General features: G+C 61.6%; 21 protein-coding genes. 10 read left to right on the plus strand and 11 right to left on the minus strand.

Features of this window, described 5'->3' with window-relative positions; translation table 11 throughout:
- Positions 1–178: 178 nt before the first annotated feature.
- From HAV21_RS13465 to HAV21_RS13480, 4 genes are read right to left on the minus strand one after another with little or no spacing between them, the layout of a single operon-like run.
- Entirely contained in the window at positions 179–1585 is a 1407-nt protein-coding gene (locus HAV21_RS13465) for a DUF4389 domain-containing protein (protein WP_243753289.1), read from the minus strand.
- Positions 1582–2028, minus strand: a complete 447-nt coding sequence (locus HAV21_RS13470; RefSeq protein WP_142939395.1) for a universal stress protein — start codon at positions 2026–2028, stop codon at positions 1582–1584. The genes HAV21_RS13465 and HAV21_RS13470 overlap by 4 nt, the downstream gene beginning before the upstream one ends.
- Positions 2028–2495, minus strand: a complete 468-nt coding sequence (locus HAV21_RS13475) for a flavodoxin domain-containing protein (protein WP_142939394.1) — start codon at positions 2493–2495, stop codon at positions 2028–2030. The genes HAV21_RS13470 and HAV21_RS13475 overlap by 1 nt, the downstream gene beginning before the upstream one ends.
- Positions 2492–2821 (minus strand): DUF3040 domain-containing protein, encoded by a 330-nt coding sequence (locus HAV21_RS13480; RefSeq protein ID WP_142939393.1) that lies wholly within the window; start codon positions 2819–2821, stop codon positions 2492–2494. Before HAV21_RS13480 ends, HAV21_RS13475 begins: the two co-directional genes overlap by 4 nt.
- Before the next feature lie 384 nt (positions 2822–3205).
- Between HAV21_RS13480 and HAV21_RS13485 the strand changes: the two genes are divergently transcribed.
- Together HAV21_RS13485 and HAV21_RS13490 are read left to right on the plus strand one after the other, a co-directional pair.
- Complete coding sequence (locus HAV21_RS13485) at positions 3206–4408, plus strand: GAF domain-containing protein (RefSeq protein ID WP_308196346.1); 1203 nt, start codon at positions 3206–3208, stop codon at positions 4406–4408.
- A gap of 125 nt (positions 4409–4533) precedes the next feature.
- Positions 4534–4977 (plus strand): universal stress protein, encoded by a 444-nt coding sequence (locus HAV21_RS13490; RefSeq protein WP_166842063.1) that lies wholly within the window; start codon positions 4534–4536, stop codon positions 4975–4977.
- Positions 4978–5068: 91 nt separating this feature from the next.
- On the opposite strand, the gene HAV21_RS13495 is transcribed toward HAV21_RS13490, so the two are convergent.
- Together HAV21_RS13495 and HAV21_RS13500 are read right to left on the minus strand one after the other, a co-directional pair.
- Complete coding sequence (locus HAV21_RS13495; protein ID WP_166842064.1) at positions 5069–5932, minus strand: universal stress protein; 864 nt, start codon at positions 5930–5932, stop codon at positions 5069–5071.
- A gap of 99 nt (positions 5933–6031) precedes the next feature.
- Complete coding sequence (locus tag HAV21_RS13500; protein ID WP_166842065.1) at positions 6032–7417, minus strand: MBL fold metallo-hydrolase; 1386 nt, start codon at positions 7415–7417, stop codon at positions 6032–6034.
- Positions 7418–7671: 254 nt separating this feature from the next.
- Between HAV21_RS13500 and HAV21_RS13505 the strand changes: the two genes are divergently transcribed.
- Positions 7672–8367: a response regulator transcription factor gene (locus tag HAV21_RS13505; RefSeq protein WP_166842066.1), complete on the plus strand. Its 696-nt coding sequence runs from the start codon at positions 7672–7674 to the stop codon at positions 8365–8367.
- Positions 8368–8370: 3 nt separating this feature from the next.
- On the opposite strand, the gene HAV21_RS13510 is transcribed toward HAV21_RS13505, so the two are convergent.
- The gene (locus HAV21_RS13510; protein ID WP_166842067.1) at positions 8371–10086 is read right to left on the minus strand and encodes a GAF domain-containing sensor histidine kinase; all 1716 of its coding nucleotides are present in this window, start codon (positions 10084–10086) and stop codon (positions 8371–8373) included.
- A 148-nt stretch (positions 10087–10234) separates the two neighbouring features.
- Here HAV21_RS13510 and HAV21_RS13515 point away from each other — a divergent pair, with 148 nt between their 5' ends.
- Genes HAV21_RS13515 through HAV21_RS13525 form a run of 4 tightly spaced genes read left to right on the plus strand, consistent with a single transcriptional unit; the run spans position 10235 to position 13859 of the window.
- Positions 10235–10705, plus strand: coding sequence for a pyridoxamine 5'-phosphate oxidase family protein (locus tag HAV21_RS13515; RefSeq protein ID WP_166842068.1), 471 nt, complete (start codon positions 10235–10237; stop codon positions 10703–10705).
- 14 nt (positions 10706–10719) lie between these two features.
- The gene (locus HAV21_RS22490) at positions 10720–10851 is read left to right on the plus strand and encodes a hypothetical protein (RefSeq protein WP_279539016.1); all 132 of its coding nucleotides are present in this window, start codon (positions 10720–10722) and stop codon (positions 10849–10851) included.
- Positions 10848–11915 carry a zinc-dependent alcohol dehydrogenase family protein gene (locus HAV21_RS13520; RefSeq protein ID WP_166842069.1) on the plus strand — a complete coding sequence of 356 codons (1068 nt, stop codon included), beginning with the start codon at positions 10848–10850 and terminating at the stop codon, positions 11913–11915. The genes HAV21_RS22490 and HAV21_RS13520 overlap by 4 nt, the downstream gene beginning before the upstream one ends.
- A gap of 9 nt (positions 11916–11924) precedes the next feature.
- Positions 11925–13859 (plus strand): heavy metal translocating P-type ATPase, encoded by a 1935-nt coding sequence (locus HAV21_RS13525; protein ID WP_166842070.1) that lies wholly within the window; start codon positions 11925–11927, stop codon positions 13857–13859.
- On the opposite strand, the gene HAV21_RS13530 is transcribed toward HAV21_RS13525, so the two are convergent.
- Complete coding sequence (locus HAV21_RS13530) at positions 13798–14220, minus strand: pyridoxamine 5'-phosphate oxidase family protein (RefSeq protein ID WP_142939383.1); 423 nt, start codon at positions 14218–14220, stop codon at positions 13798–13800. The genes HAV21_RS13525 and HAV21_RS13530 overlap by 62 nt on opposite strands.
- A 209-nt stretch (positions 14221–14429) precedes the next feature.
- Between HAV21_RS13530 and pta the strand changes: the two genes are divergently transcribed.
- Positions 14430–16505: a phosphate acetyltransferase gene (gene pta, locus HAV21_RS13535; RefSeq protein WP_166842130.1), complete on the plus strand. Its 2076-nt coding sequence runs from the start codon at positions 14430–14432 to the stop codon at positions 16503–16505.
- Here the strand turns inward: pta and HAV21_RS13540 are convergent.
- From HAV21_RS13540 to HAV21_RS13550, 3 genes are all read right to left on the minus strand, one after another.
- Positions 16502–16960, minus strand: coding sequence for a universal stress protein (locus tag HAV21_RS13540; protein WP_142939382.1), 459 nt, complete (start codon positions 16958–16960; stop codon positions 16502–16504). The genes pta and HAV21_RS13540 overlap by 4 nt on opposite strands.
- Positions 16961–17027: 67 nt before the next feature.
- Positions 17028–19628, minus strand: coding sequence for a cation-transporting P-type ATPase (locus HAV21_RS13545; RefSeq protein ID WP_166842071.1), 2601 nt, complete (start codon positions 19626–19628; stop codon positions 17028–17030).
- Between the two features lie 215 nt (positions 19629–19843).
- Positions 19844–20638, minus strand: coding sequence for a universal stress protein (locus HAV21_RS13550; protein ID WP_208096845.1), 795 nt, complete (start codon positions 20636–20638; stop codon positions 19844–19846).
- Positions 20639–20808: 170 nt separating this feature from the next.
- Between HAV21_RS13550 and HAV21_RS13555 the strand changes: the two genes are divergently transcribed.
- Together HAV21_RS13555 and HAV21_RS13560 are read left to right on the plus strand one after the other, a co-directional pair.
- Positions 20809–21963, plus strand: coding sequence for an acetate/propionate family kinase (locus tag HAV21_RS13555; RefSeq protein WP_166842073.1), 1155 nt, complete (start codon positions 20809–20811; stop codon positions 21961–21963).
- Positions 21964–21970: 7 nt separating this feature from the next.
- Positions 21971–24427 (plus strand): phosphoketolase family protein, encoded by a 2457-nt coding sequence (locus tag HAV21_RS13560; RefSeq protein ID WP_166842074.1) that lies wholly within the window; start codon positions 21971–21973, stop codon positions 24425–24427.
- Positions 24428–24519: the final 92 nt, after the last annotated feature.

A 24519-nucleotide genomic window follows, 5' to 3' on the forward strand; every position in this document is an offset into this window, starting at 1 on the left:
GTCCCCAACAGGGCCCAAAGGCCCAAATGATCCCGGAACGTCTGCGGCCGTCCTCGCGGCGGCTATTAGCGAAAGCCGCACAGCGGACACCGCCTTGGCTGCAAAACCGCGACGGCGACCACTCGCCGTCGTGCGTTTCCTCGCGACGCCGGTGCTACCGCGGCGATGCGGCCGCCAATCACGGCAGGTCGGCCCTTCCGTCAGCATTAGGGGGCTGCATTGGCTCGGGATCGTAGGCACCTTGGTCCAGGCGGAAGGGCGGATACTCGTCGCGCAGGAGGGCTCCGTAGATGAGCGCACGGTAGACCCATCTGTTAATACCCATGATGAACCCGAACAGGGGGCGCGGATAGCTGCCGGTGAACAGCAGGATTACCAAGGCGATGAGCACCAGCAGACTCAGCAAGGACAGTCCTCCGCCGCGATCATTGATCACGCCGGCGGGGCCGTCCTCGGTCCTCCAAGCCCACGTCCCCGTTCCCGTGAACGCCCCCACGATCAGTAGGTGCGGTATGAGCAGCAACCAGGACTTGACAAGTACCAGGCCCCGGGAGAGGCGCGCCGGATAATCCACCTCCAAATTCGCCGGGTAGTTCGTCCTGGAGAGGCTGAACGGGGGATAGCGATCGGTTCCACCTACGCCGTAGGCATAGAAGGCCACACGCCAGTTCCATCGGAGGACGCCGACGTTGAAGTTAAAGAGGGATAGCGGGTAGCGGCCCGTGAAGAGGATGGCGAACCAGGCAATGATGCTGGTGACAGCGAACGCGAACCAAAGGAAAAACAGCACAAAGAAATGGGGGATGGCGAGGAACCATTTCACCAGCCACATCCATGGCGACAGTGCGGGGTCCAACTGGCCGGTGAAATGAAGCGGTGAGTTCATGGCGCTCGCCGGTGCAGAGTCTGGTGCTGCCGCAGATCTCGAGGGGGGCTGGCCCGGCGATCCGCCGCCACGGCCCAGCCCAACTGCGCCCAACACCAACAGCGGCACGCCGATCAAGATGGCCAGGACTCCAGCGAAGAGCAGGCCCATTGCTGCGGGTTTGATGAGCTCGGAGCGGAAGCCGGCTTGCAGGTCCGCGGCGACCCCGGCGCTGGCATCAGCGTTCATCACCACCACCGTCCAATTTCCGGGGGCTATGTTCCACGTGAGCTCTTGCTCACCCGGGCCGGAAGCTGATGCTGCCCAGAACTGCTGGGCGCCGGGTACTGCGGGAGTGGATGATCCTGGTACATCCCTGTAAACAGGCCGGAAGGGCTGGAATTTCACGTCACGCAATTCGGTGTGGTGTACCCCTGCAAGGTACGCGTCCACCTCGGTTTGGGGTGCAATTCCGATGAACACTTCACGGCTTGCCTCCGTCGCGGTGGCCCGGAGCCTGAGGGTTCCGACGTCAAAGGGAAGCCTTTGGGGCGTACCCTCGCCCACGGCATCGAGTTGGGGGGAGACCAATGCTCGTGACGAAACCGTGTACCGCTCTGTTGGGGAGGTGAAGAAGGCTCCGTCGTCTTGGGCAGAAGCGAGCCATGCTGCCGGTCGCCTGGAGCTGCCGGGATGGACATCTGCCCAATAGTCACTCAAGAGCCCTTTTCGGGGGAGTGAACCACCAGAACAGGGCAGTGCGCGTGCGCAACGCAAGCCGAACTGACCGAGCCCAGGAGAAGTCCCCCAAAACCACCGTGACCGCGCCTGCCTACTACAAGAAGCGACGCATGCTTGCTGCCTTCAACCAGCCCGGCACGGGGTGAACTTTGAACAAGTCGGGAACTGACGTTCCGGGGCTTTTCAGCACCAAACGCCTCCAACACTGCCTTGTTGAGTCGATCCTCCGCATCATGGGCGAATCCATCAATTCCCAGCGCAAGATATCCTTCGTATCCCAGCGGCATCTCCCAGCAACCCCACGCTTCAAGCGGTGCGTCAAGAGCCAGGGCAATGCGCTGTCCTTGGCGTAGCGCTTCCACCGAGGCTTGGGATCCGTCTACGCCTACAATGATCTTGCTCGGGTCAAGCCAGCTTGCCATCACGCGCTCCTCTGGCTTCCATGGGCTTTGGCAACTGCCAGGAGTTCTTTACCCCACGCCGTTGCCCGGGACGTCTCTCCATCAAGCAGGGGCCCTTCGGTTCCCTTGACGTAGAAGGCCATTGGTTTGGCAATAATGCTGGCTCCGGCGTCATGCAGGGTTTTGGTGATCTTCTTGGCCGCATCCCCATGGATGAACAACTTGACCCTCGTATCAAAGCCGACAGCAACCACCCCTGAGAGTCCATGTTTACCAAGACGGGATAGAGCCTCGGTGGTCTTCTGGGTTGGGCGCCACCCGTTGATGGGGCTTCCCACCACCAAAAGGTCCTCTGATGAGATATCTTCGGGTCGAAGCTGTCCGACGGGCAACACTTTCGCGTTGAGTGAGCTGAGGCCTGCTGCAATGGCCTCAGCAATCGCCTTGGTGTTGCCAAAGCCGGAATCGTAAACGACCAGTGCTTTCATGACTGTTCCTTGTTCTTCTCGTGGGTGTGTGTTCGGGGGCGGGGCTTCCCGCGAAGGGGGCGGTCACCTATGAAAACGGTCGCCCAGTACGTTCCTGCACCCATGACAAGGAAGCCCAGCACTCCCAGTGCCAGACTGCCCACTGGGTAACTCACCAGCAGCAGTCCGAGCCCGGCAAGCGCAGCGAGGAAGCCTCGCTTTATGCCCTTCCATCGGCGTCGGTTCAGATCATCCACGCTCATCAGTGCTGCCAGCCTGGGGTCCTCCTCCTGAAGGGCCTGCGATATTTTCTGTAGTTCGAGCCGCTCGAACTCCGAAAGTGCCATGGTGTGCCTCCTGCTTTCCCTCCCAGCATGTGTGGTGCCGGAATCAGGAAACAGGGCCGAAAGTCACTCCGGATTTCGGGACCTAAGACTTTGCCCGGGAGTATCGGTCCGAATTATCGGCGACTGGGCGAGACCATTGTTCAGGGCACCACCAGCCCGGACAAATACCGAGTGTTTAAACCTTTACTGGAGTCCGGCAGGGAGATGTTCTTGTATCCACAGGAGTCCCTTAGACTCGGCAAAGAAGTACTCTCGCTTGGCACAAGGGAGGCATGACCTGTGGGCGCAGACCAACCGTGGAGGTCCCCACTGAAGGGGCGTGTAAATACGCTCCTTAGCGAATTCGTGGAGCGGGCCGACGAATTGCTTCATGCCCAGGAGCAAATGAACACTTTGCTTGATGCGGTCATGTCCATGGCGGACAAACTGAGCTTGGAAGCCGTTTTGGACCGGGTGGTCACGTCAGCCTGCACCCTGGTGGATGCGAGATATGGTGCCTTGGGTGTCATCGGTGAGGATCAGCAACTTAGTCACTTCGTCACTGTGGGGATTGACGACGAAGGCATCAGGTCAATTGGTGATCTGCCAACTGGTCACGGCGTGTTGGGCCACTTGATCCGGGAACCGCTGCCCTTACGGCTCCACGACCTTGGCCAGCATCCGATGGCGAGTGGATTCCCCAGGAACCATCCCCCCATGAAAAGTTTCCTCGGCGTACCCATCCGGGTCCGCGACGTCGTCTTTGGCAACCTGTATTTGACGGAAAAGAAGGACGGGCTGGATTTCACCGCTGCCGATGAAGAGTTGGCTGTAGCCTTGGCGGCGGCCGCCGGGGTTGCCATCCAGAACGCCCGGCTGTTCGACGAGAGCCACCGCAGGCAACGGTGGCTCGAGGCCGGTGTGGAGTTAGGTAGCCTGCTGATCACAAACGAGTTCGACGACGGCGCCAGTCACCTTGATCTCGTGGCCGAAGCGGCCCTTCGGGCGTCGGAATCCATTCTTGCTGTCGTTGCGGTCCCAGCGTCAGACGGAAGAGTGCTGTGCCGGTCGGCGATCGGGGTACAGGGCCTCTACGCCGGGCAGGAGCTCACCGGTTCGCAGATCGTGTTATCCGTTATCGAAACCGGCGAATCCCTTGTGGTGAAGGACCCTCATCACGTTCTGGGCGTTGACTTGACGGAGAAGCTGGGCCCTGTGCTTGTGTCGGCTTTGGGTCATCGTGGAACGGACAATGGAGCCCTCCTGTTGGCCCGCGGTACCGGGGCTCCCGCATACACCCGTTCGGATGTTGATTCCAGCGCGCTTTTCGGCAGCAGAATAGGGTTGGCCTTGGATCTTGTCCGTGCGAGCGCCCTTCGGCAACAAAGCGTGGTGCTCTCGGACCGGGAACGCATTGCGCGCGATTTGCACGACTTGGTGATTCAACGCTTGTTTGCTGCGGGTTTGGGCATTCAGAACCTCAGGCGATTCATGGATGATCCGGCGGCGTTGGAGCGGATGGCGGCCCTGACCGAAGAACTGGACGAGACGATCCGCACGCTGAGGTCGACCATCGAACAACTCCGATCCGCAGATAAGGCTGGCTGAGGTCCGCGCCACTGTGACCTTCGGCCCTGTTCCCCGGTAGCCGTTCACGCCATTCTGGCAAGACTGCACGTCATAAGTTCAGGAACGCCAGAGCGCGGTAACACCAGAGAGTGCCGGAGGACATCATGGTAGGGAACACATCGCCAGGCAGGGTAGTTGTAGGTGTGGATGGATCGGAGGCATCCATTGAGGCGCTCCGCGAGGCTCAGCGCCTTGCCGTCCCGCTGGGGGCGACCGTTGAGGCCGTTGCGTATTGGGATTTCCCGCCGGTTTTCGAAGGCTACGTTGCCATGGGGATCACCGGTTTTGAGGAAGCGGCCGGACAAGTCCTGAACGAGTCAGTCGAAAAGGCATTCGGCATTGACGTGCCTGACAACGTCATTTCGCATCTGGAACAGGGCCATCCACGGCAAGGACTGATCAAAGCAAGCCGCGGAGCAGAGTTGGTAGTCGTCGGCAGGCGCGGCCATGGCGGCTTCGGCGGTCTACTGATGGGATCGGTCAGTTCGGCCTGCGTCGCACACGCACAATGCCCGGTTCTTGTGGTGCACACCCCCGAAAAGGAATGATGAATGAGTGCTTAACACGAAAGTGCGGGCTTGCCCGAGGGCTGGCAAGTCCGCACTTTCAGTGCCCCGGGTTCGGGGTGTGATGGTTCTTTCAGTCGGAGTGCTTGACGGGGCTGATGCGCGCGATAATCGTGGGACACGGCAATTTGGTGAGAACCGCATGCGCCGTCGAACCCAACAAGAGGCGTTTGAAGGCGCCCCGTCCGCGGCTGCCAACCACCAGCAATTGTGCAGTGGCCCCGGCCGCGAGCAGTGCTTCCGCGGGCCGTGTGTGGGTGTCGAGGACCTGGTGCACCACCAAATCCGGGTACTTGTCTGCCAATCCGGCGACGGTTTCGGCCAGTACAACGCGCTCCTCTTCCGTGATGACCTCAAAGTAGTTGGTGCGGGGTACACCGCGGGTAACCCACGGTTCCGGCGTGAGGAAGGCATGGAGAACAGTCAGCTCCTGGCCCTGACGGTCGGCCTCCGCCGCAGCGAACGCGACGGCCTGGGTGGACTCTTCAGAACCGTCCACTCCGACCACAATTCCTTTGCGGTTTGTCATGTCGTGCTCACCGATGACTGCAACGGGACAGCGCGCCACGGCAGCAACCTGCAAGGCGCGGTCGGTCAGGGAACCGCCAGCCCAGCCATGGCCTGAACCAATGACCACCATGGCGGCCTTTTTGGATCTCTTGCCCAAAGCGTAACCGGCACCACCCGAGACGAGGTCGGTGGTGACCTTGACGGTGGGTTCCATCTTGGCGGCCCGGTCCTTGGCGGCTGCAAGAAAGTTGATCCCGGATTCCCGGATCCATTCGTTGTACCCCACAGAATCGTACGCCCAGCGGTCATCCACGGCGTGGACAAGCTGAACCGGCAGCTTCAAGGTGGCTGCTCGATGCATGGCCCATCCCATGGCAGCCTCGCTGCTGGGTGAATCGTTGACACCTACGACAATTGCTTCGTTCATGGCTGGGCCCGTTCTTCGTTGACGAGTTCCCCGGACCTTTGCCGGGGCCTTGTTGCCAGTTTGTACCGGGTTCATAGGACCGGTTAGGGCCGGAAGTCCTTATTCCGGTGTGGCGATGGAGACGGTCTCCTGATATTCCGGGACACGGGCCTTCCACCCCAATTCGTATTTGATGCGGAGGCGAAGGGCTTCAGATGCATCCGGCTCTCCATGGGTGATGTACGTCATTCGTGGGGCTTGCGCTGCTGAATGCATCCATCGGAGGATGGCATCGGAATCGGCGTGTGCGCTGAAACCTTCCAATTGGACCACCTCGGCCCTGATCTTGACGTCCTGCCCATAGACCCTCAGTTCACGCGAACCTGCCGCCAGCGCTGCACCCCTGGTGCCGGCGGCCTGGTAACCGCTCAGGACAATCGCATTGTTGGGGTCATTGCCGTACGCCTCGATGTGATGCAGAATCCGTCCACCCGTCAACATCCCGCTTGCGGAGATGATGATCATGGGGCCACCCCTGAGGTTCAGGAGCTTGGAATCGTCCGCCGTCCGGGTCATGACGGCCACCCCGTACATATCCTTGAATTCATCCGGGCGCAGGCGGTGTTCGTCCGGATGCTTCTGGTACATATAGGAAGCGTCTATGGCCATGGGACTGTTCAGATAGACGGGAATGTCCGGTATGGCACCTTTTCTGCGAAGCCTTGCCAACTGAAGCATGAGCGTTTCGGCCCGGCCAACGGCGAATGCCGCTACCAGAATCACTCCTCCCCGCTTGGCCACCCGGGAAACCACCTCGCCGATTTCAGCTTCCGGGCTGCTGGCTGGATGCGTCCTGTTGCCGTACGTGGACTCCGTCACCAACACGTCGGCTGCCTCCAGCTGCCGGGGAGGATACATGAGGGGGTCATCGTCGCGGCCCAGATCGCCGGTGAAATGAAGGGAGTTGCCGCCCACCCGGATCTGAAGCTGGGCTGCTCCCAAAATGTGGCCGGCGGGTACGAACGTGGCCTCGACGCCGCCGCCGAGGTCGAGGGGCTCATCGAACGCAACGGGGTGGAAGCTGTTGAGCGACTTCACGGCATCGGCCGCTGTATAGAGGGGCAAAGCAGGGGTGTGGATAGAGGACCCACGGTGATCGGCGTACCTGGACTCTTCTTCCTGCAGGTGTCCGCTGTCGGGCAACAGGAGTTTGCACAGTTCATTCGTCCCGTGAGTGGCGTAGACAGGACCTCTGAAACCATCCTTCACCAGCTTGGGAACATAGCCCGTATGGTCCAGATGGGCGTGCGTCAGCAGGACGGCATCAATGGAGGCAGGGGATACTGGGAAGGGCTGCCGGTTCCGCAGGCGCAGCCGTTTGTAGCCCTGGAAGAGCCCGCAGTCCACAAGGATTCGAGTTCCGTGGAAGTCCACAAGGTAGCGCGAGCCGGTAACGGTGTCCGTTGCGCCAAGAAAGCGGAGCGTAGAGGGGTTTTTGGTGCTCATGACGATGCTTCATCCTTAAGGCAGGGCACGGCTGGCTCCTTCTTGATGTCCGACGTTGCACTTTTAGCCGAGTGCTTCTGCGGGCTTGTTCTTCCAGCGTCGGCACATTGGACCGTTCTGGACAGGGCCAAAAGTCACGTGCTGATGAAGGGTCCTTGGACCCTTGTGGCCAAGGCGCCCGTCAGCAAGAATTTGGCAGAGCCGCCCGCACAGGCCCCGGAGTATGCGGTCACCGACCGTCGGACAGGAGAGTCATGGATCGCCGAGAAACATCCGGCCACAGGACCGATTCCCCAGGAGAACCAATCCGCGTGTTCATACTCGACGACCACGAATTGGTTCGTCGGGGGCTCCAAGAACTCTTGGAAGGTGAAGGCTTCGTGGTGGTCGGCATGTCCGGGTCCGCCGAGGAAGCGACGCGCCGGATTCCTGCGTTGCACCCGGACGTCGCTGTGCTGGACGCACGGTTGCCCGACGGGACGGGAATTGAGGTATGCCGTGACGTGCGTTCAGTTGACCCTTCGCTGAACTGTCTCATACTCACCAGCTACGACGACGAACAAGCCCTCCGCGGCGCCGTCCTTGCCGGTGCCGCCGGGTACGTCCTGAAAGAAATCGGTGGAATGGATTTGCTTGGCGCCCTGCGCAAGGCTGCCAGGGGCGAGTCGCTGTTCGATGAGGCCGTCAAGACGAGGATCATTCAGGGCCTCACGGCGCCGAAGAAACAGGATCCCCGAGTCTCGTCCCTCACACCACAGGAGCGCCGGGTCCTCGAGTTCGTTGGGCAAGGTATGACCAACCGCCAGATCGGAGAGGAAATGCTCCTGGCAGAGAAGACGGTCAAGAACTACGTCTCATCCCTCTTGGCCAAACTCGGGTTCGAACGCCGAACCCAGGCGGCGGTTTTCATGGCTCATTCTTCCGAAGAGGATGCCGGGAACCGGCACTGAGGATCAGGACAGCGGGACCGACCATGTTAGCGACGTCCCCTTGCCTGGTGCGCTGGTGACGCTATAAGTGCCATTCATTTCCGCTGCCCTGCGCGCCTGGTTCGTTAGGCCGTTCCCCGGCGCCGGATCCTTAAAACCGCATCCATCGTCCGCCACTTCAAGTGTCAGCCGGCCTTCGTGGACCGCCACGGAAATATTGACGGACGTGGCTCCTGAATGACGCGCCGCATTGCTGAGGCTCTCTGTGAGAACGGCCAGCAGGTGTTTTATGGTGGTTTCGTCGGTGAGGGAGTCAACGGGGCCGGCCAAGGTCAGATGCGGCGCGTAGGGCAAGGATTTGGCACCGGCTTGAATCGACTGAAGGATGCGGCCGCTCAACGGCTCGCGCTCGTGGGTACTGGCCTGAAGCGAATAAATGGTGTTGCGGAGATCGCGGATGCTGGTGTCCAGCTCTTCGGTGACGGAGTCGATCCTGTTCAGAGCAGACTCGCCAGTGGTAAAACGCCGAAGGCTCTGAATACTCAACCCCGCGGCGAAAAGCCTTTGGATCACCAGGTCATGGAGGTCCCGGGCGATCCTGTCGCGGTCCGAGAACACCACTACTTGTTCCCGGAGCCTGTGAATCCGTTCGAGTGCCAGCGCGAGTGCCACATGCGAACCGAAGACCGCACCCATCTCCACATCCATCTTGGAAAAATTTCCTGTACCAGGATCACGTGCCAGGATCAAAAGCCCATGATGGGCTCCTTGGGCGGTGAGGTCGATGATGAGGAGTTTGGCTGGCCCTGCATGCCCGGCAATACCAAGGAGTTCCGTGGAGTCATCGAGGCAGAGCGGCTTCCCTTCTCGTCCCACTTCATGGACTCCGGCGGCATCCATTGGCAGTGATTTGCCAGCGAAATCATCTCCGCGTTCCCCTGCCGTGCCCGCGACTTCATACGGGCCTCCCGGAGAGGACGGGACCAGTATCAAGGCCAGATGGGATGCCGATTCCTGCAAAGCCCTGGCAGCGATCAAGTTCAGCGCTGAATTCTCGGCCCGGTCCACCTGGTCACCACCGAGCATTCTCCCTGTGACGTCCATGCATGCTTCGAGCCAGGACGTCCGCCGTCGGGCGTCTTCATACAGCCGGGCGTTCTCGATTGCCACACCGGCCGCCGCTGCCAACGCCACGGCAAGGTCCTCGTCCTCCGGCGTGAAGTCCCCGCCACCGTCCTTCTCCGTCAGATAGAGGTTGCCGAACACCACGTCTCTCACCCGTACAGGAACTCCGAGGAATGACTTCATGGGCGGGTGGTGTTGGGGAAATCCGTAGGCCTTCGGGTGTTGGCGCAGATCGTGGAGGCGAAGCGGCACAGGCTCGGTGATGAGTAGGCCGAGCACACCGTGTCCGGTGGGGAGGGGGCCGATCCGGGTGGCCTGCTCGCTGTCTATCCCGACGGTGATGAAATGGCTGAGCGCGTTGTCCTCACCAATGACGCCCAAGGCGCCATAGCGGGCGTGAAGCAAGTGGCAGGCGGAGGTCACCACACGGTCGAGCACGGCCTCGAGGCTTAAGTCCTCCGCGACGGCCACAACTGCTTCGAGCAGACCCCGCGTTCTTTCCTGTGCCTGTAGAAGCTCCCCGGCGCGCCCAACGAAGTCCTTCAAAAGGTCTTCAATCGGAATCCGCGATTTAAGCTTCGGCTTGCGGGGCTCAGGAGTTTCGGATGGGTTCACCAGTACCTTTCGACGAACGTACGAGATCCTGTCTCGGGGCCGCAGGGCTCCTTTGATGCCAGACTACTCTGGCGCCTCTGAAGCGGCTACGGCGCATGTGGGCCTTTGTGCCCTGTTGTCCCGGCGCCACCAGACCTACGGTCTAACCATGACGAACAAACCCACGGTTCCGGAAGCTGTGATCCTGGACAACAAGCAGTGTTGGGAGCTGCTGCGCAGCGTCTCAGTGGGCCGCCTCGCAGTTTGGGCGCACGATCACCCCGACATCTTTCCCATCAATTACAAAGCAGACCACGGCACGCTGGTCTTCCGCACTGGCGAGGGGAGTAAGCTCCACGCCGCCCTCAGCGCCACGCCTGTAGCACTGGAAGCGGACGGAGTCGACCCGAATACGGGCGTCGCCTGGAGCGTCGTGGTCAAGGGAAAAGCAGAGAGCATCAAGCTGACCCAGGAAGTGCTGGACACTGTCGGTCTGTTGCTTTTCCCATGGCAGGCCGGGCGAAAAGACCATTTTGTCCGAATCGTTCCCACCTCGTTGACCGGACGCAGCTTCAAGGTGACCCCGCCGCTGACGTGGTGGAGTCCGCTCGACGACGCCACCAGGGCGGGTTTGGAATGAAAACCGGGTTTGGAATGAAAACACAGCCAAGCGCCGCCGTCGCACGTCACGCCCCGGACGAATGCCGGAAAGTGCTGGAGCAGAGCAACGGTGCCCGTCCGGCCATCCTGGTGGACGGACATCACAAGGACGGAACAACACCATGAAGGCACTCGTTTACGGTGGCCCCGGAGAAAATTCCTGGGCGGACGTGCCGGATCCTGTCATCCTGCATCCCACAGACGCAATCGTGCGTATAGACACCACTACCATTTGCGGTACCGATCTGCACATCCTCAAAGGGGACGTCCCTGCGGTCCAGCCGGGACGCATCCTGGGGCACGAAGGGGTGGGGAGTGTCACCGATGTGGGGAGTTCAATCAGTGCGCTCCGCCCAGGAGACAGGGTGATCATCTCCTGCATCAAGTCCTGCGGACACTGCGGCAATTGCAGGAAGGGCCTGTTCTCCCACTGCCTCGGTGACGAAGGACAAGCCGGAACCGGCTGGATCTTCGGCCACCTCATCGACGGGACGCAGGCCGAATTCGTCCGGGTTCCTTACGCAGAAAATTCGCTGCACAAACTGCCCCACGGCGTCACCGACGACGAAGCCGTGATGCTTTCCGACATACTGCCCACGGCCTTCGAAATCGGAGTCCAAGCCGGACACGTGGCCCCGGGAGACGTCGTGGCCATTGTAGGGGCTGGACCCATCGGCCTTGCGGCCATGGCCACGGCCGGGCTCCACGGTGCAGCCACGGTAGTGGCCATAGATCCCGACGAGAGCCGGCTGGCCAAGTCCCGTGACTTCGGAGCCACGCACACGGTCAACCCCACCAAGCCCGAGTGGATTGCGGACGTTCTCGCCCTCACCGACGGGGCTGGTGTGGACGTGTCCATGGAAGCCGTGGGAATACCGGAGACCTTTGACATGGCCTTGCGCCTGGTCCGCCCCGGCGGGCACGTGGCCAATATTGGGGTCCACGGGAAACCCGTCCAACTTCCGCTCCAGGACCTGTGGATCCAGAACATCAACTTCAGCATGGGATTGGTCAACACCAACACCACCCCGATGCTGCTTCGCCTGGTGGCCCAGCATAAGCTCCCCGCTGATAGGTTTGCCACCCACCACTTCGGCCTGGAACAGATCATGGATGCCTATGACACGTTCTCGCGTGCCGCGGAAACAGGGGCCCTGAAAGTGGTTCTGAGCCGAAAACCTCATGACTGATCCGCGAACATGAGACAACGGCTGCTGAACTCGGCCCTGCGCTTTCCGTTAGTGACAGCAACCTTGGTGGTGCTCGTCGCCGTCCTGATCCTCGCCGTCAGCGGACAAATACCTGCGGCCCAGGGGCTCGCAAGCATCTTTGCCCTCAGCGTTGCCCTCTACCGGGCCGGCACCATGATCAAAGGGCTCCTGCGCGGACGCTGGGGCATAGACCTCCTGGCCGTGATGGCCATTTGCTCAACAGTTGCGGTGGGGGAATATTTGGCATCCCTGATCGTGGTTCTGATGCTGACAGGCGGCGAAGCGCTGGAACAATTTGCCCAAGGCCGCGCCACCAGAGAGCTCCGTGCGCTTCTGGACCGGTCCCCGCGGAACGCGCACCGCGAACGGCCCGGAATGCCAGTGGAGGAAATCCTGGTGGATGCCGTGGTCCCCGGAGACGTACTGCTGGTCAGGCCCGCAGAGTTGGTTCCGGTGGACGGTACCTTGCTCTCCGACGTCGGAATCTTTGATGAGTCAGCGCTGACAGGCGAAAGCCTGCCTGCTGAGCGAACCCAGGGCGACCTGCTGCTCAGCGGCACTGTCAACGGGGCCGATGCCGTGCGTATGGAGGCCACAGCCACCGCAGCGGATTCGCAGTACAGCCAAATAGTTGCCTTGGTTCAGGAAGCCGCGGCAAGCCGCGCTCCGACGGTACGGCTTGCCGACAAATATGCGGTGCCGTTCACGCTGGTCGCCTTGGTGCTGGCCGGCGCTGCGTGGTTCTTCAGCCAGGACCCGGGTCGGTTCGCTGAGGTGCTGGTGGTAGCCACCCCGTGCCCTTTGCTGATAGCTGCACCTGTCGCGTTCCTCGCGGGGACCAGCAGGGCCGCACATGCCGGCATCATCATCAAAAACGCCGGCACGCTCGAGCAACTCAGTAGAGTCAAGACCGCCGTCTTCGACAAGACGGGGACCCTCACTCAAGGCAACCCTTCTTTGGCTGAAATCCGGGTGGCCCCCGCCTCAGATCTGTCCGAAGACGCCCTCCTGCAATTGGCCGCCTCCGCCGAGCAGTATTCCACCCACGTCCTGGCGGCGTCAGTCATGGCAGAAGCCCGAGCGCGCGGCTTGGCGCTGGTACCGGCAACGGGCGCGAGCGAACAGGCAACCAACGGTGTCACGGCCGACTGCGGAAGCCACCACGTCGTGGTAGGTAAACCCGCTTACGTCGGTTCCTTGGTGAGCGGCTTCGATATGACCACACTGCCCGCAGGCCATCTGGGGATTTACGTCGGCGTGGATGGTCGGTTTGCCGGCACTCTGATCATGAGCGATCCATTGCGCCCAAACGCAAAGGACACCCTGACGGAACTTCGGAGTCTCGGGGTCGGGGAAACGATGCTCCTCACCGGAGACGCTGCAACCACAGCCGAACACATCGCCAGGGATGCGGGCATCAGCAACGTCCTGGCCGAATGCCTGCCTGCTGACAAAGTTGCCGCCGTAGCCGCGCTTCCGCACAGGCCCGTGATGATGGTGGGCGACGGCGTCAACGACGCTCCGGTACTGGCAGCGGCCGACGTCGGCATCGCCATGGGTGCCAAAGGCGCCACTGCGGCCAGCGAGTCGGCGGACGTGGTGATTATGGTCGATGACCTGTCCAAGGCCGCGCTGGCGGTTGGCATCGGGCAGCGTACCCTTCGAATCGCCCGGACCAGCATTTGGACCGGGATACTGCTGAGCCTCGGCCTGATGGTGATGGCCTCGCTGGGCATGATTCCAGCCGTCGCCGGGGCGCTGCTGCAGGAGCTGGTGGATCTTGCCACCATTCTCAATGCCCTCAGGGCCCTGGGCCCTGGACGGTCTGTTGCGTCGGTGCCGTCAGCGGATGCCCGTGGGGTCAATACCGCTCCGGCTCATCACCGAGTTCAAAGTGGCGGCCATGGACCCGGGTGGGAGTGATCTCCACGTAGGTGTATTTACGCGTCGGAATCCACGGCTTCAGGGGCAGCTTGTCCGCTTCGTCGATCTCCGACTGCGACTCGATCACCCTGGCAGTGCCCTTAAGGACAACACTCCATGCTTCGGCGTCGGCGATCTCCTCCACTTCAAAGGCGACCTTCTCATTCACTGTCAGCTCGGCGAGCTTAGTTCCGGGGTTTGTCCGCAGCAGCAGCCGCTGGTTGTGGGCGATGAAGTTCAGTGGGTAGATGTCCGGTTCACCCAGGACGCTGACAGCCAAGCGACCATGCTGGTTACGTTCCAGGACCTTCCATGAGTCGGCTTCGGATAGGACCGTTCCGGGGCGTTCATCGGTTTCCATGATCTCGGTCTCCTGGGTGGGTGGTGGCTGCTGGCGGATCGCCACGTCGCCGGTGATTCGATGCTCCCGAGCCTATGGCTGGCTTCTCGTCCCCAGTAGAGTCCAAGGTCCCGGGGGCGGGAGCAGCCATCATGACCTTCGACTCTGGCGGTGAGGCCCTGCGGGGTGCAACTGTGAAGCATCGGATGATCGGCCCGGAGGGAAACACCATGGTCCACGGCGTATATGTTGTGTCCGGCGCACCCGAAGCCGGGAAGTCACTGGTGGTCTTGGGGCTGGCTGACGCGCTGCACCGCAGAACGGGCCGAATGGGAATCTACCGGCCAATTGTGAACGGAACAGATCCGGCCGACGACCCACTGCTTCGGATGCTTCGCAGGCGATACAAGGTGGAGTCAGTCCGCTGCAGGGCAGGAATGACGTTGGCTGATGCCCGGGCAGCGCTGGCGGCAGGCCGCGAGGACGAGGTTTCTTCCCAGGCACTGGAGGAGTACGGACGCATCGCCGAAGAATGTGACGTTGTTGTTGTGGACGGATCGGACCTCTCAGGCCCGGACGCTGGGAGGGAGTTCGACCTGAACGCCCAACTGGCCAACAATCTGGGGCTGTCGGTCCTTGCGGTCATCGGGGCCCAGGGATTGGGCCCGGAGGAGACCACCCAGGCGGTGGCCGACGCGTCACAGCAGCTGGAGGCAGCCAGATGCCCGGTGTTATCCGTTGTGGTCAACCGCGTCCGGCCAGCAGACATCGACACAGTTCGGGGAGCTGTTAGGGCGGCCACGGGAGGCCTTCCAAGCTACGTGATTCCCGAGGTTCCTGAGATATCGGCGCCCACCGTGGCCGATGTGGCGATGACATTGTCTCTTGAATGGTTCTCGGGCAGATCAGAGCTGGACCGGGACGTGGGCGGCGTGCAAGTGGCCGCTATGAACGCGGAGAACTTCCTGCGGATACTTGAGCCCGGGAACCTGGTGATTGTTCCCGGGGATCGCACTGACATCGTCATGGCTTGCATGGCCTCGGCGTTGTCACCGGAGCTGCCCACGCCGTCCGGAGTCATCCTGACTGATGGCCTGGTCCCTGCCAGCTACGTGCTGCCATTGATGGCACATGCGCCATTTCCTGTATTCGCAGAATCCGCGGATGCCTCCACTACGGCTCAACGTGTTTCGCACGTCCGCAGCGAGATCCACACCGGAGAAAGCCGCAGGGTGGCAGCAGCATTGGGCATCTGGGCTCGCTCCATCGACGAAAAGGAGTTGCTGGAACGTCTGGCGCTGCCGCGTCCGGCGACCATGACGCCGTTGCGATTCCTCAATGACCTCGTAGAACGCGCCCGCCAGCAGAAGAAACGCATCGTTCTGGCTGAGGGCAAAGATAGCCGGGTCTTGCGTGCGGCAGAGATTCTGCGTCGCCGGGATGTGTGCCACGTGACGCTTCTAGGGAATCCGTCTGCGGTCCGCGAGCTTGCCGAAGCCGAGGGCATCGAGTTGGGTGGCATCACCATCGTGGACCCCGCCCATTCGCCATTACGAGAGCGATTCGCCCTGGAATATCAGCGCTTGCGCGCCCACAAAGGCGTGATCCTGGAACGTGCCAGGGAAGTCATGCTCGATGGCGCCTACTTTGGCACCATGATGGTCCACCTGGGGGAGGCCGACGGGATGGTCTCCGGAGCGGCGCACACCACGGCCAACACGATTCGCCCGGCGCTGGAGTTCATGAAAAGCCAGCATGGCAACGGACTGGTGTCCTCGGTGTTCTTCATGCTGTTTCCGGACCGCGTACTCGTGTACGGAGATTGCGCCGTAGTGCCGGATCCAACGGACCGGCAACTGGCGGACATCGCGCTCGCATCGGCGACGACGGCGGCGCAGTTCGGCGTTGAACCGAGGGTTGCAATGTTGTCATACTCCACAGGCGTATCCGGCGGCGGAACGGCCGTGGACAAGGTCAAGCGAGCTACGGATATGGTCGCCGCTGCCCGGCCGGACCTCGCGGTGGACGGCCCCATACAGTACGACGCCGCGGTGGATGCAGCTATCGCGAGTTCAAAGTTGCCGTCATCTGCTGTGGCGGGCAGGGCCACAGTCTTCGTCTTCCCTGACCTGAACACAGGCAACAACACCTATAAGGCCGTGGAGCAGTCTTCCGGTGCTGTCGCCGTCGGGCCCATCCTTCAGGGGCTTCGCAAACCCATCAATGACCTGTCCAGGGGATCGACGATCGAAGACATCATCAACACTGTCGCCATTACCGCTGTCCAGGCGCAGTCGCCCAGCTAGGCCTTTTCATCCTGAGTGACCACCAGGACGGGGCACTGCGCGTGGGCCGAGCAAGCCCTGCTGACGGATCCCATTGGCTGATTGAAGAAGCCACCGGAGCCCCGCCTCCCCACCACGAGCAGTTGCGCCCCGTGGCTTTCTTCGACAAGGACTTTGGCTGGTTCACCGAATTTGACCGTCACTGTTAGATCCTTGGGGCGGTCTGCGCCGAAGGCTCGCTCCAAGGCCTCCTCGACCAGCCGCTTGGCAGTGTCTTCCAATTCCGTGGTGAAGCGTGTCAACTCGGGCTCGAAACGCGAGGCCAAGTAGTAGTCGGACATTCCAATACAGGTGATTACCTCCAAGGGGCCTCCCAACGCAGCTGCCATGCGGCCGGCCATCTGCAGGGTATTGGAGGAATATTCGGATCCGTCGACGCCGACAACGATCCGATCTGAGCGCGAGTGTGTATTCATGGGACCAGCCTGCTCTTCCACCGGTCCGCGCCACTAGGGTCGAAGGGCACGGATCCGGCAGACTGCCCTAATGGGTGTGGGTCCCTCCGTGACGCAGCCGTTTGTAGAGCCAATCCGCCCCCAGAACGCCGGGAATCGCGAGGAGGGCAACGGCGAAGCCAGGGAGGGGAGGAGGAGCCTGGCCCAGGATGCCGGCTACGGGTGGTACATAGAGGAACAGTGCTAACGCCGCCAGTTCCACCCCTACAGCCCACAGCAGCAACGTATTGGTAAACCATCCCTGCTTCCACGCGGGAACGGTAGCACTGCGGCAAGCGAAGGCAGTTGCCAACTGGCCAAGGACCACCGCTGCGAACGCGGCCCCTGATGCGCCCATCAGCACAACGGGGTCCAGCGGGTCCCCACGGCCCCAACCGCTGCCAAAGAGAACCACGGAGAAAGCCCCCATGGCGAACAACGCCTCCGTGGGACCCATGACAGCAAACACCCTGAGCATGAGTTGCCGATCCAGGAGATGCCGTTTTTCGGGAGGCCTGCTCAACACCCGCTTGCCTGGTGGTTCCGCCCCGAGGGCCAATGCGGGAAGCAGATCGGTTCCGATGTCCAAGGCCAGGATCTGGAGAACGCCGAGGGCCAAGGGGAATTGACCACCGGAAAGTGCCCAGATCACGAAGGGCGTGAGTTCAGCGACGTTGTCAGTCAAGTGGTAAGTGAGGAACCGATGAATATTTGAGTACGTGGCCCGGCCCTGTTCTATGGCGGCAACGATGGTGGCGAAGTGGTCATCCAGGAGCACTAGGTCTGCTGCCTCGCGGGCCACATCGGTGCCACTGAGTCCCATGGCCACGCCGATATCGGCTTGACGTAAAGCGGGACCGTCGTTGACGCCGTCGCCGGTCATGGCAACAACGTGCCCGCGGCTCTGCAGGGCTTTGGCCACCCTCAGTTTCTGTTCGGGAGAAACCCGGCTCACCACCACTCCATCACGGTCCAGCAGTGCCCCGAGGACTTGTTCGTCATGGGGGAGTTCAGCGCCTTGAAGGACCATGTCCGGTTGCCCCAGGAGGCCGATTTCCCGTGCAATTGCCGCTGCGGTGGAGGGGTGGTCGCCGGTGATCATCGCAATACGGATTCCTGCACCCCGGGCGGTTTTGATGACATCTGCCACGTCCGGACGGGGTGGGTCATGGAGGCCAATGAGGCCTATTCCTTCGAGGTTCAGCTCAGCCTCTTCTGCGGCCCGCTCACGCCAACTGCCGGCTGCTCCAGGCAGTTCCCTCGTGGCGACAGCAATGACGCGGAGGCCTTTGGCGGCCATGGTTTCTACTTCCCGGGACAGTTGAGTGGCTTCGACTCCGCAGAGGGGAAGGACGGATTCCGGAGCTCCTTTCACATATAGTGTGTTGCCCACAATGACCGATTCCCTCCGACGATCGGCGTCGAAGGCGAACCGTACCTCTGGCTGAAGTTCCTCAGGTGCATTCCCCACAAGGCGTCGGGCCAAAACATCGATCGCCGCTTCCATTGGATCTCCGCTGGCCACCCATTCCTCGCCGTGGAGCACGGCGCGGCCCTGCGACGCGGCGCGGGCCGCACTGGCCACCCGGAGGGCAGAGGGACGGCCTGGCCCATCAACCCGGGCCTCAGGCGTATAGCCGTCACCGCTGATATGTAGCGGCCCTTCCAGCGTGAAGACCTCGACGGCGTTCATCCGGTTTTGCGTCAGCGTTCCGGTTTTGTCGGTGCAAATGAAGGTGGTGGAGCCAAGGGTCTCCACGGCTTCAAGATTGCGGACGAGTGCGTTTCTCGACGCCATACGCTGTGCGCCCATGGCCAAGGACAGGGTAACCGTTGGCAGCAAGCCCTCGGGGATCAGCGCAACCGCAACTCCAATGGCAAACAGGAAGGAATCACGCCACACAATTCCGACCAGAAGTGAGACCACGAAGAACAGCCCGGCGACGGTGAGGGCCACCATGGCAACCAAGCGGACTATTCTGCGCAGCTCCATGGTCAGCGGAGTGGGCGGAGACTTGGTGCCGCTGGTCAGCGCTGCGATGGCGGCTAGCTTGGTGTTGGCTCCGGTGGCCGTGACCAACCCTTCCGCTTCGCCGTTGACCAGGAACGTGCCGCCCCATGCAGTGTCCGTCGCGGATTTGGGTACGGACTCGCTCTCACCGGTGAGCATCGATTCATCGACGCTGCATGCTGACGCCGAAATGAACTGCACGTCTGCCGGCAACCTGTCGCCTGCGGCCAGAACCACCACATCTCCCGGTACCAAGGCATTCGCATGCACCCTCTGAAGCCGCCCATCCCGCCGGACAGTGACGTCGGCCGGGAGCAGTCCTTGCAATCGTTCGGCTGCGTGTTGGGCCCGTTCCTGCTGGATGTGGGCGAAAACGCCGTTGACGATCACCACGATGATGATTGCGATGCCCAGTTGTGGCATGCCTGCCACGTAAGCGAGCCCAGCTGCAACCCATAGCATCAGGGCGAAGAAGTGGGTCAGTTCCCCGAGCAGCTTCCGCCATGGGGGGACCTTTTCGGCGGTGGGTAGAACGTTTGGTCCGGTTCGTCGCAACAGATCGCCGGCCGCCTGCGAGCTCAGGCCCTCGGCGCCCGGGGTCTCGGACAGTGAGGCCGAAGGTGTGTTCCCAAGGGACATCTTCTCTCCAATGCAGGAATGCCTGTTCGATGAAAGACTCCATCGGGGAACTGCCCGCGTCTAGGGTCGAAAGGCATGGTCGGGAGGGGCCGGACCATGAATCAAGCTCGACGTTCTTCGGGGAGGGGTTGATTGCCGTGGAAGCCGATGGGTTCAACCGTTACGGGAGAGCCGCCTGGAGTTGTCCCTCAGAGGTAGCCCCCCGGCATCTCAGGCTAGCTTCGGGTCAGGATAGTGGGACACTGCACCTGCAGGAGCACATGCTGGGCAACGGAGCCCACCAGTACGCTCAAACCGCCTCGCCCTTTGCAACCCATGACCAGCAGCTGTGCTTTTGCTGCAGCAGCTATCAGCGCTTCTCCGGGGCCACGGCTGGTATCCAGGACTTCCTTCACCACGACGGACGGGAACTCGTTCTTGACCCGCCGGACAGCCGCGTCAAGAACGTTCCTGCCATCGGCAGGGTCAACCCCGGGACCCGATGCGTGGACAATGGTCAATTCAGCATCCACACGTTGGGCCTCCTTGGCCCCCTGATCCAGGGCATCCACCGACTCAGGGGAGCCGTCGACGCCAACCACTACGCCGGAACGCTCTTGACGGGCAAGGTCGGGAACAACGGCGACGTCGCACTTGCTGGTAACAGCAACTTGGAAACTGACCGAACCGTATCCCTGCCCCTCCGTGCCGGGTCCGCGGTCTGTGCCCACCACCACCATCGAGTAGGCCGGTGACATGGAAGCGATCGTTGCGGCAGGTTCGCCTGGCAACCGGTGAGTCGTGATGGCCAGAAGGGGAAAGGCTGCCGCCAGCCGTTCCGCTTCCGCGGTGAGCAGATCCTCAGAGCGGCTTAGCGCCAGTTGACGGTCGCTCTCCCGGGGGTAAGCCCACCGATCGGGGATTACATGGACCAGGGCCAAGCCAAGGTCAAGGGACTCTGCGCGGGCCGCAGCCCAGTCAGCCACAGGAGCGCCCGCCCGTGAGCCGCCGAGGGCAACCAGAATCTGCATCTTCACGAACCGATGTTCCCTTCGGATGGCCAAGGGTGGTGCTCTCCACTATCGGCCGGTCGGTCAATCGTCGCAAGGGCCGGAAGGCCCTCCCGCTGAACAGTTCAGTGCACTAGGGTCCAGAGGAGAGGCATCCACCTTCCCCTTCCCGGCGGACGTGAAAGGAGAACATGCGCGTCCTTGTGCTGAACCCCGGCTCCTCATCGCTGAAATACCATGTGCGGGATACCTCAGCTTCCCACCCTGGAACGCGCATCCTGGCGTCCGGACAGGTGGACTGGCCACCTGATGAGCGTTCCACCCAGGACGGTCTGAGCACGGCCTTTGAAGAACTCGATGCCACCGTAAAGAGCCTCGGATCCGCGAGCCCGGAGGCGATTGGTCACCGCGTAGTCCACGGCGGCCTACGGTTCAGCAGCCCGGTACGTGTCACAGCGGACGTAATAACCGCCATTGAAGACCTCAGTCCCTTGGCGCCACTGCACAACCCGGCCAGTATTGCCTGCATGGACGCCGCCGGTAAACGTTGGCCCGACCTCCCACAGGTGGCCGTCTTCGACACGGCTTTCCATCGCTCCATTCCGGACTTCGCTGCGCGCTACGCCATACCGGAGGACGCCTACTTGGCGCATCCTGTGAGGCGCTACGGGTTCCACGGGATCTCGGTGGAGATGGCCTGCCGCGACACTGCAGAGTTTCTCGGGATTCCGATTGCGTCTTTGAATGGGATCGTGGCGCATGTTGGCAATGGCGCGTCCGTCACCGCCCTAAGACAGGGGCTCAGCGTGGACACCTCCATGGGAATGACCCCACTGGAGGGCCTGGTCATGGGTACGCGCTCGGGAGACCTGGATCCCTCAATTGTCTTGTTGATCCAGCGCGGCGGTGCAACTGCCGAAGAGGTTGACCATATTCTGAACCACCGATCAGGCTTATTTGCGGTGGCGGGAACCGCTGACATGCGTGAAATTGGCGTCGCTGCCCTTCACGGAGTACCTGATGCGATTCTCGCCTTGGATATGGCTGCCTACCGTCTGGCCAAATACATTGCCTCCTATTCCATGGTGGTTGGCCGGCCCAACGCTCTGGTGTTCACCGGAGGCGTGGGTGAGAACTCTGCACTCTTCAGGGACAAGGTGGTGGCATGGTTGGGACCACTGGGGCTTTGGCTTGATGAGGAAACGAATTCGGCCAGTAAGGACGGCATCCGCAAAATCAGCGCCACGGACTCCGCATTTCCTGTGCTGGTAGTGCCCAGCGATGAAGAACGCGCCATAGCAGAATCGACGGCGGCTTTGCTCGCCATGCCCCCGAAGGAAAGTTGATTGCACCATGAGCCTGGAAGAGAACGCCACCGCTACCCATGCTGAGTCGAAGGAAGAGAACTTTGACCTCCTGCACCGGTATTGGTCTGCGGCCAACTATCTGACCGTTGCCCAGATCTACCTGCAGGAAAACCCCCTGCTCCGGGAACCGCTGCAAGTGAAGCACATCAAACCCAGACTTCTGGGTCACTGGGGAACAAGTCCCGGATTGTCTCTGATCTACGCGCACCTCAACCGCCTTATCCGTCGCACAAATGCGGAAGTTCTGTTCGTGGCCGGTCCCGGCCACGGGGGACCCGCCGTCGTCGCCAATACCTATCTGGAGGGCAGCTACTCGGAGGTTTATCCCGCCGTTGGCAAAGACATCGAAGGGTTGCGGAGGCTGGTCCGGCAGTTCTCGACCCCGGGAGGCATCGCCAGCCACGTCGGACCCGCCACCCCCGGTTCCATTCATGAAGGCGGCGAGTTGGGCTACTCCCTGATGCATGCCACCGGAGCGGCCATGGACAATCCGGACCTGATCATTGCCTGCGTAGTGGGTGACGGGGAGGCCGAAACCGGTCCTCTGGAGGGCTCGTGGAAGGCGCCCTCGTTCATCAACCCATGCAGGGATGGTGCAGTGCTTCCAATACTTCACCTCAACGGGTACAAGATCTCCGGTCCCACCGTGCTGGGCCGCCGCTCAAACCTGGAGGTAGCATCACTGCTGGAGGCCCACGGCTGGGATCCCGTCATCGTCTCCGGCGAAGACCCATACCGCGTCCACCCCGCCCTCGCCTCAGCGCTGGACGCAGCCTACGCATCGATCCGGACAATCCAGTCCCGCGCCCGCACAGAAGGAGTCGCCGGTCCCGCACGATGGCCGGCCATCATCCTACGCACCCCCAAAGGGTGGACAGGGCCGGTGACAGTGGACGAAAAGCCCGTAGAAGGAACACACCGCTCCCACCAAGTCCCCCTGGCGGGCGTCAGCAAAAACCCCGATCACCTCAAGCAACTTGAGGCGTGGATGCGTTCGTACCGGCCGGAAGAACTGTTCGAGGCCGACGGCCGGCTGATTCCCGAACTCGCGCAACTCGCCCCTGAAGGCGATCTGCGCATGGGTGCGTTGCCGGCCAGCCGTGGCGATGGAGGCCCTGATCTGATGATTCCAGGGCTCGATCAGTACGCCATAGAGGCCGTTCCCCGCGGTGCCGTGATGCATGAGAGCACCAAACCGTTGGGGGAAATGCTCCGGGATATCTACACCGGTACCGCCGAGGACCCAAGGTTCCGCCTCTTCTGCCCCGACGAAACCAACAGCAACAGGCTCGGCGCAGTATTCGAAGCCACCGACAGGTGCCTCCTGGAACCGGCTGCGGCGCTCGCAAACGATCATGTATCCGCCAGCGGACGCGTGATGGAAGTCCTCTCCGAACACCTTTGCCAAGGGTGGCTGGAAGGATATGTGCTGACCGGACGCCACGGACTGTTTGCCAGCTACGAGGCGTTTGCGATGGTAAGTGCTTCCATGACCATCCAGCACGCCAAATGGCTCCAACATGCACGGGAACTGGAGTGGCGGAAGCCCGTTCCGAGTCTGAACATCCTGCTGACCTCCACTTGCTGGCGGAACGATCACAACGGCTTCAGTCATCAAGGCCCGGGTCTCATCGACACCGTCCTGTCCCTGTCCAGTACAGTCATCCGCGTCTATTTCCCTCCCGATGCGAACACTCTGCTGGTCACCGCGGAACACATGCTGAACAGCAAGGACTACGTGAATCTGGTGGTCATCGATAAACAGGAACATCTTCAGTACCTGACCCTCGAGGAGGCACGGAAGCACGCAGCCGTGGGTGCATCCACCTGGGATTGGGCTGGAAATGAGGCTTCTGGAACTCCGGCCGCCCAGAGACCGGACATTGTCCTCGCATGTGCCGGTGATGTTCCCACACAGGAAACATTGGCGGCGTCATGGTTGCTGAGGAAGTATGTCCCTGACATGTCCGTCCGGGTAGTCAACGTCATGGATGCCATGGTCCTGCCACCTCCGGACACGCATCCGCATGGGCTGGCAGGGGAAAAGTTCGAGGAACTCTTCACCGCCGACGTGGACGTTGTGATGGCGTGGCATGGTTACGCGAGGGCCCTGCATCAACTCCTGCACGGCCGCCCGCACCCCGAGCGGTTCCATGTTCGTGGTTACAACGAGCAAGGCACCACCACCACTCCGTTCGACATGGTGGTCCTTAACAAGGTCAGCCGGTACCACTTGGTGATGGAAGCACTACGCCGGGCACATGGGCAGTTTGCAGGGGCAGACCAACTGCTGCAGCATTGCCGGACGCAGTTGGAGGACCACGCCAGGTATATCCGCGAGCACTTTGAGGACCTCCCTGAAATCAGGGACTGGGTGTGGACGCAGCAGCGGAGTCATCACCACCAGGCATTGGGAATGCATCCATCACAAACCCTGGAATAGCGCTCAGCATCCGGCTGGATGGTGAAGGTCTTGCGTTCCTTATGAGCGGCTAACGGATGTCATGATTGAGCTCAGGGCATTATCAAGTTGAG

Origin of the sequence: Paenarthrobacter sp. MSM-2-10-13 (assembly GCF_011605365.1) — a bacterium.
Lineage (GTDB): Bacteria > Actinomycetota > Actinomycetes > Actinomycetales > Micrococcaceae > Arthrobacter.

Coding starts and splice junctions, on each gene's coding strand:
- HAV21_RS13470 (WP_142939395.1), bottom strand. CDS start 2,028: ATGGCAAGCTGGCTTGACCCGAGCAAGATCATTGTAGGCGTAGACGGA.
- HAV21_RS13475 (WP_142939394.1), bottom strand. CDS start 2,495: ATGAAAGCACTGGTCGTTTACGATTCCGGCTTTGGCAACACCAAGGCG.
- HAV21_RS13480 (WP_142939393.1), bottom strand. CDS start 2,821: ATGGCACTTTCGGAGTTCGAGCGGCTCGAACTACAGAAAATATCGCAG.
- HAV21_RS13485 (WP_308196346.1), top strand. CDS start 3,206: ATGAACACTTTGCTTGATGCGGTCATGTCCATGGCGGACAAACTGAGC.
- HAV21_RS13490 (WP_166842063.1), top strand. CDS start 4,534: ATGGTAGGGAACACATCGCCAGGCAGGGTAGTTGTAGGTGTGGATGGA.
- HAV21_RS13495 (WP_166842064.1), bottom strand. CDS start 5,932: ATGAACGAAGCAATTGTCGTAGGTGTCAACGATTCACCCAGCAGCGAG.
- HAV21_RS13500 (WP_166842065.1), bottom strand. CDS start 7,417: ATGAGCACCAAAAACCCCTCTACGCTCCGCTTTCTTGGCGCAACGGAC.
- HAV21_RS13505 (WP_166842066.1), top strand. CDS start 7,672: ATGGATCGCCGAGAAACATCCGGCCACAGGACCGATTCCCCAGGAGAA.
- HAV21_RS13515 (WP_166842068.1), top strand. CDS start 10,235: ATGACGAACAAACCCACGGTTCCGGAAGCTGTGATCCTGGACAACAAG.
- HAV21_RS22490 (WP_279539016.1), top strand. CDS start 10,720: ATGAAAACACAGCCAAGCGCCGCCGTCGCACGTCACGCCCCGGACGAA.
- HAV21_RS13520 (WP_166842069.1), top strand. CDS start 10,848: ATGAAGGCACTCGTTTACGGTGGCCCCGGAGAAAATTCCTGGGCGGAC.
- HAV21_RS13525 (WP_166842070.1), top strand. CDS start 11,925: ATGAGACAACGGCTGCTGAACTCGGCCCTGCGCTTTCCGTTAGTGACA.
- HAV21_RS13530 (WP_142939383.1), bottom strand. CDS start 14,220: ATGGAAACCGATGAACGCCCCGGAACGGTCCTATCCGAAGCCGACTCA.
- pta (WP_166842130.1), top strand. CDS start 14,430: ATGGTCCACGGCGTATATGTTGTGTCCGGCGCACCCGAAGCCGGGAAG.
- HAV21_RS13540 (WP_142939382.1), bottom strand. CDS start 16,960: ATGAATACACACTCGCGCTCAGATCGGATCGTTGTCGGCGTCGACGGA.
- HAV21_RS13545 (WP_166842071.1), bottom strand. CDS start 19,628: ATGTCCCTTGGGAACACACCTTCGGCCTCACTGTCCGAGACCCCGGGC.
- HAV21_RS13550 (WP_208096845.1), bottom strand. CDS start 20,638: ATGCAGATTCTGGTTGCCCTCGGCGGCTCACGGGCGGGCGCTCCTGTG.
- HAV21_RS13555 (WP_166842073.1), top strand. CDS start 20,809: ATGCGCGTCCTTGTGCTGAACCCCGGCTCCTCATCGCTGAAATACCAT.
- HAV21_RS13560 (WP_166842074.1), top strand. CDS start 21,971: ATGAGCCTGGAAGAGAACGCCACCGCTACCCATGCTGAGTCGAAGGAA.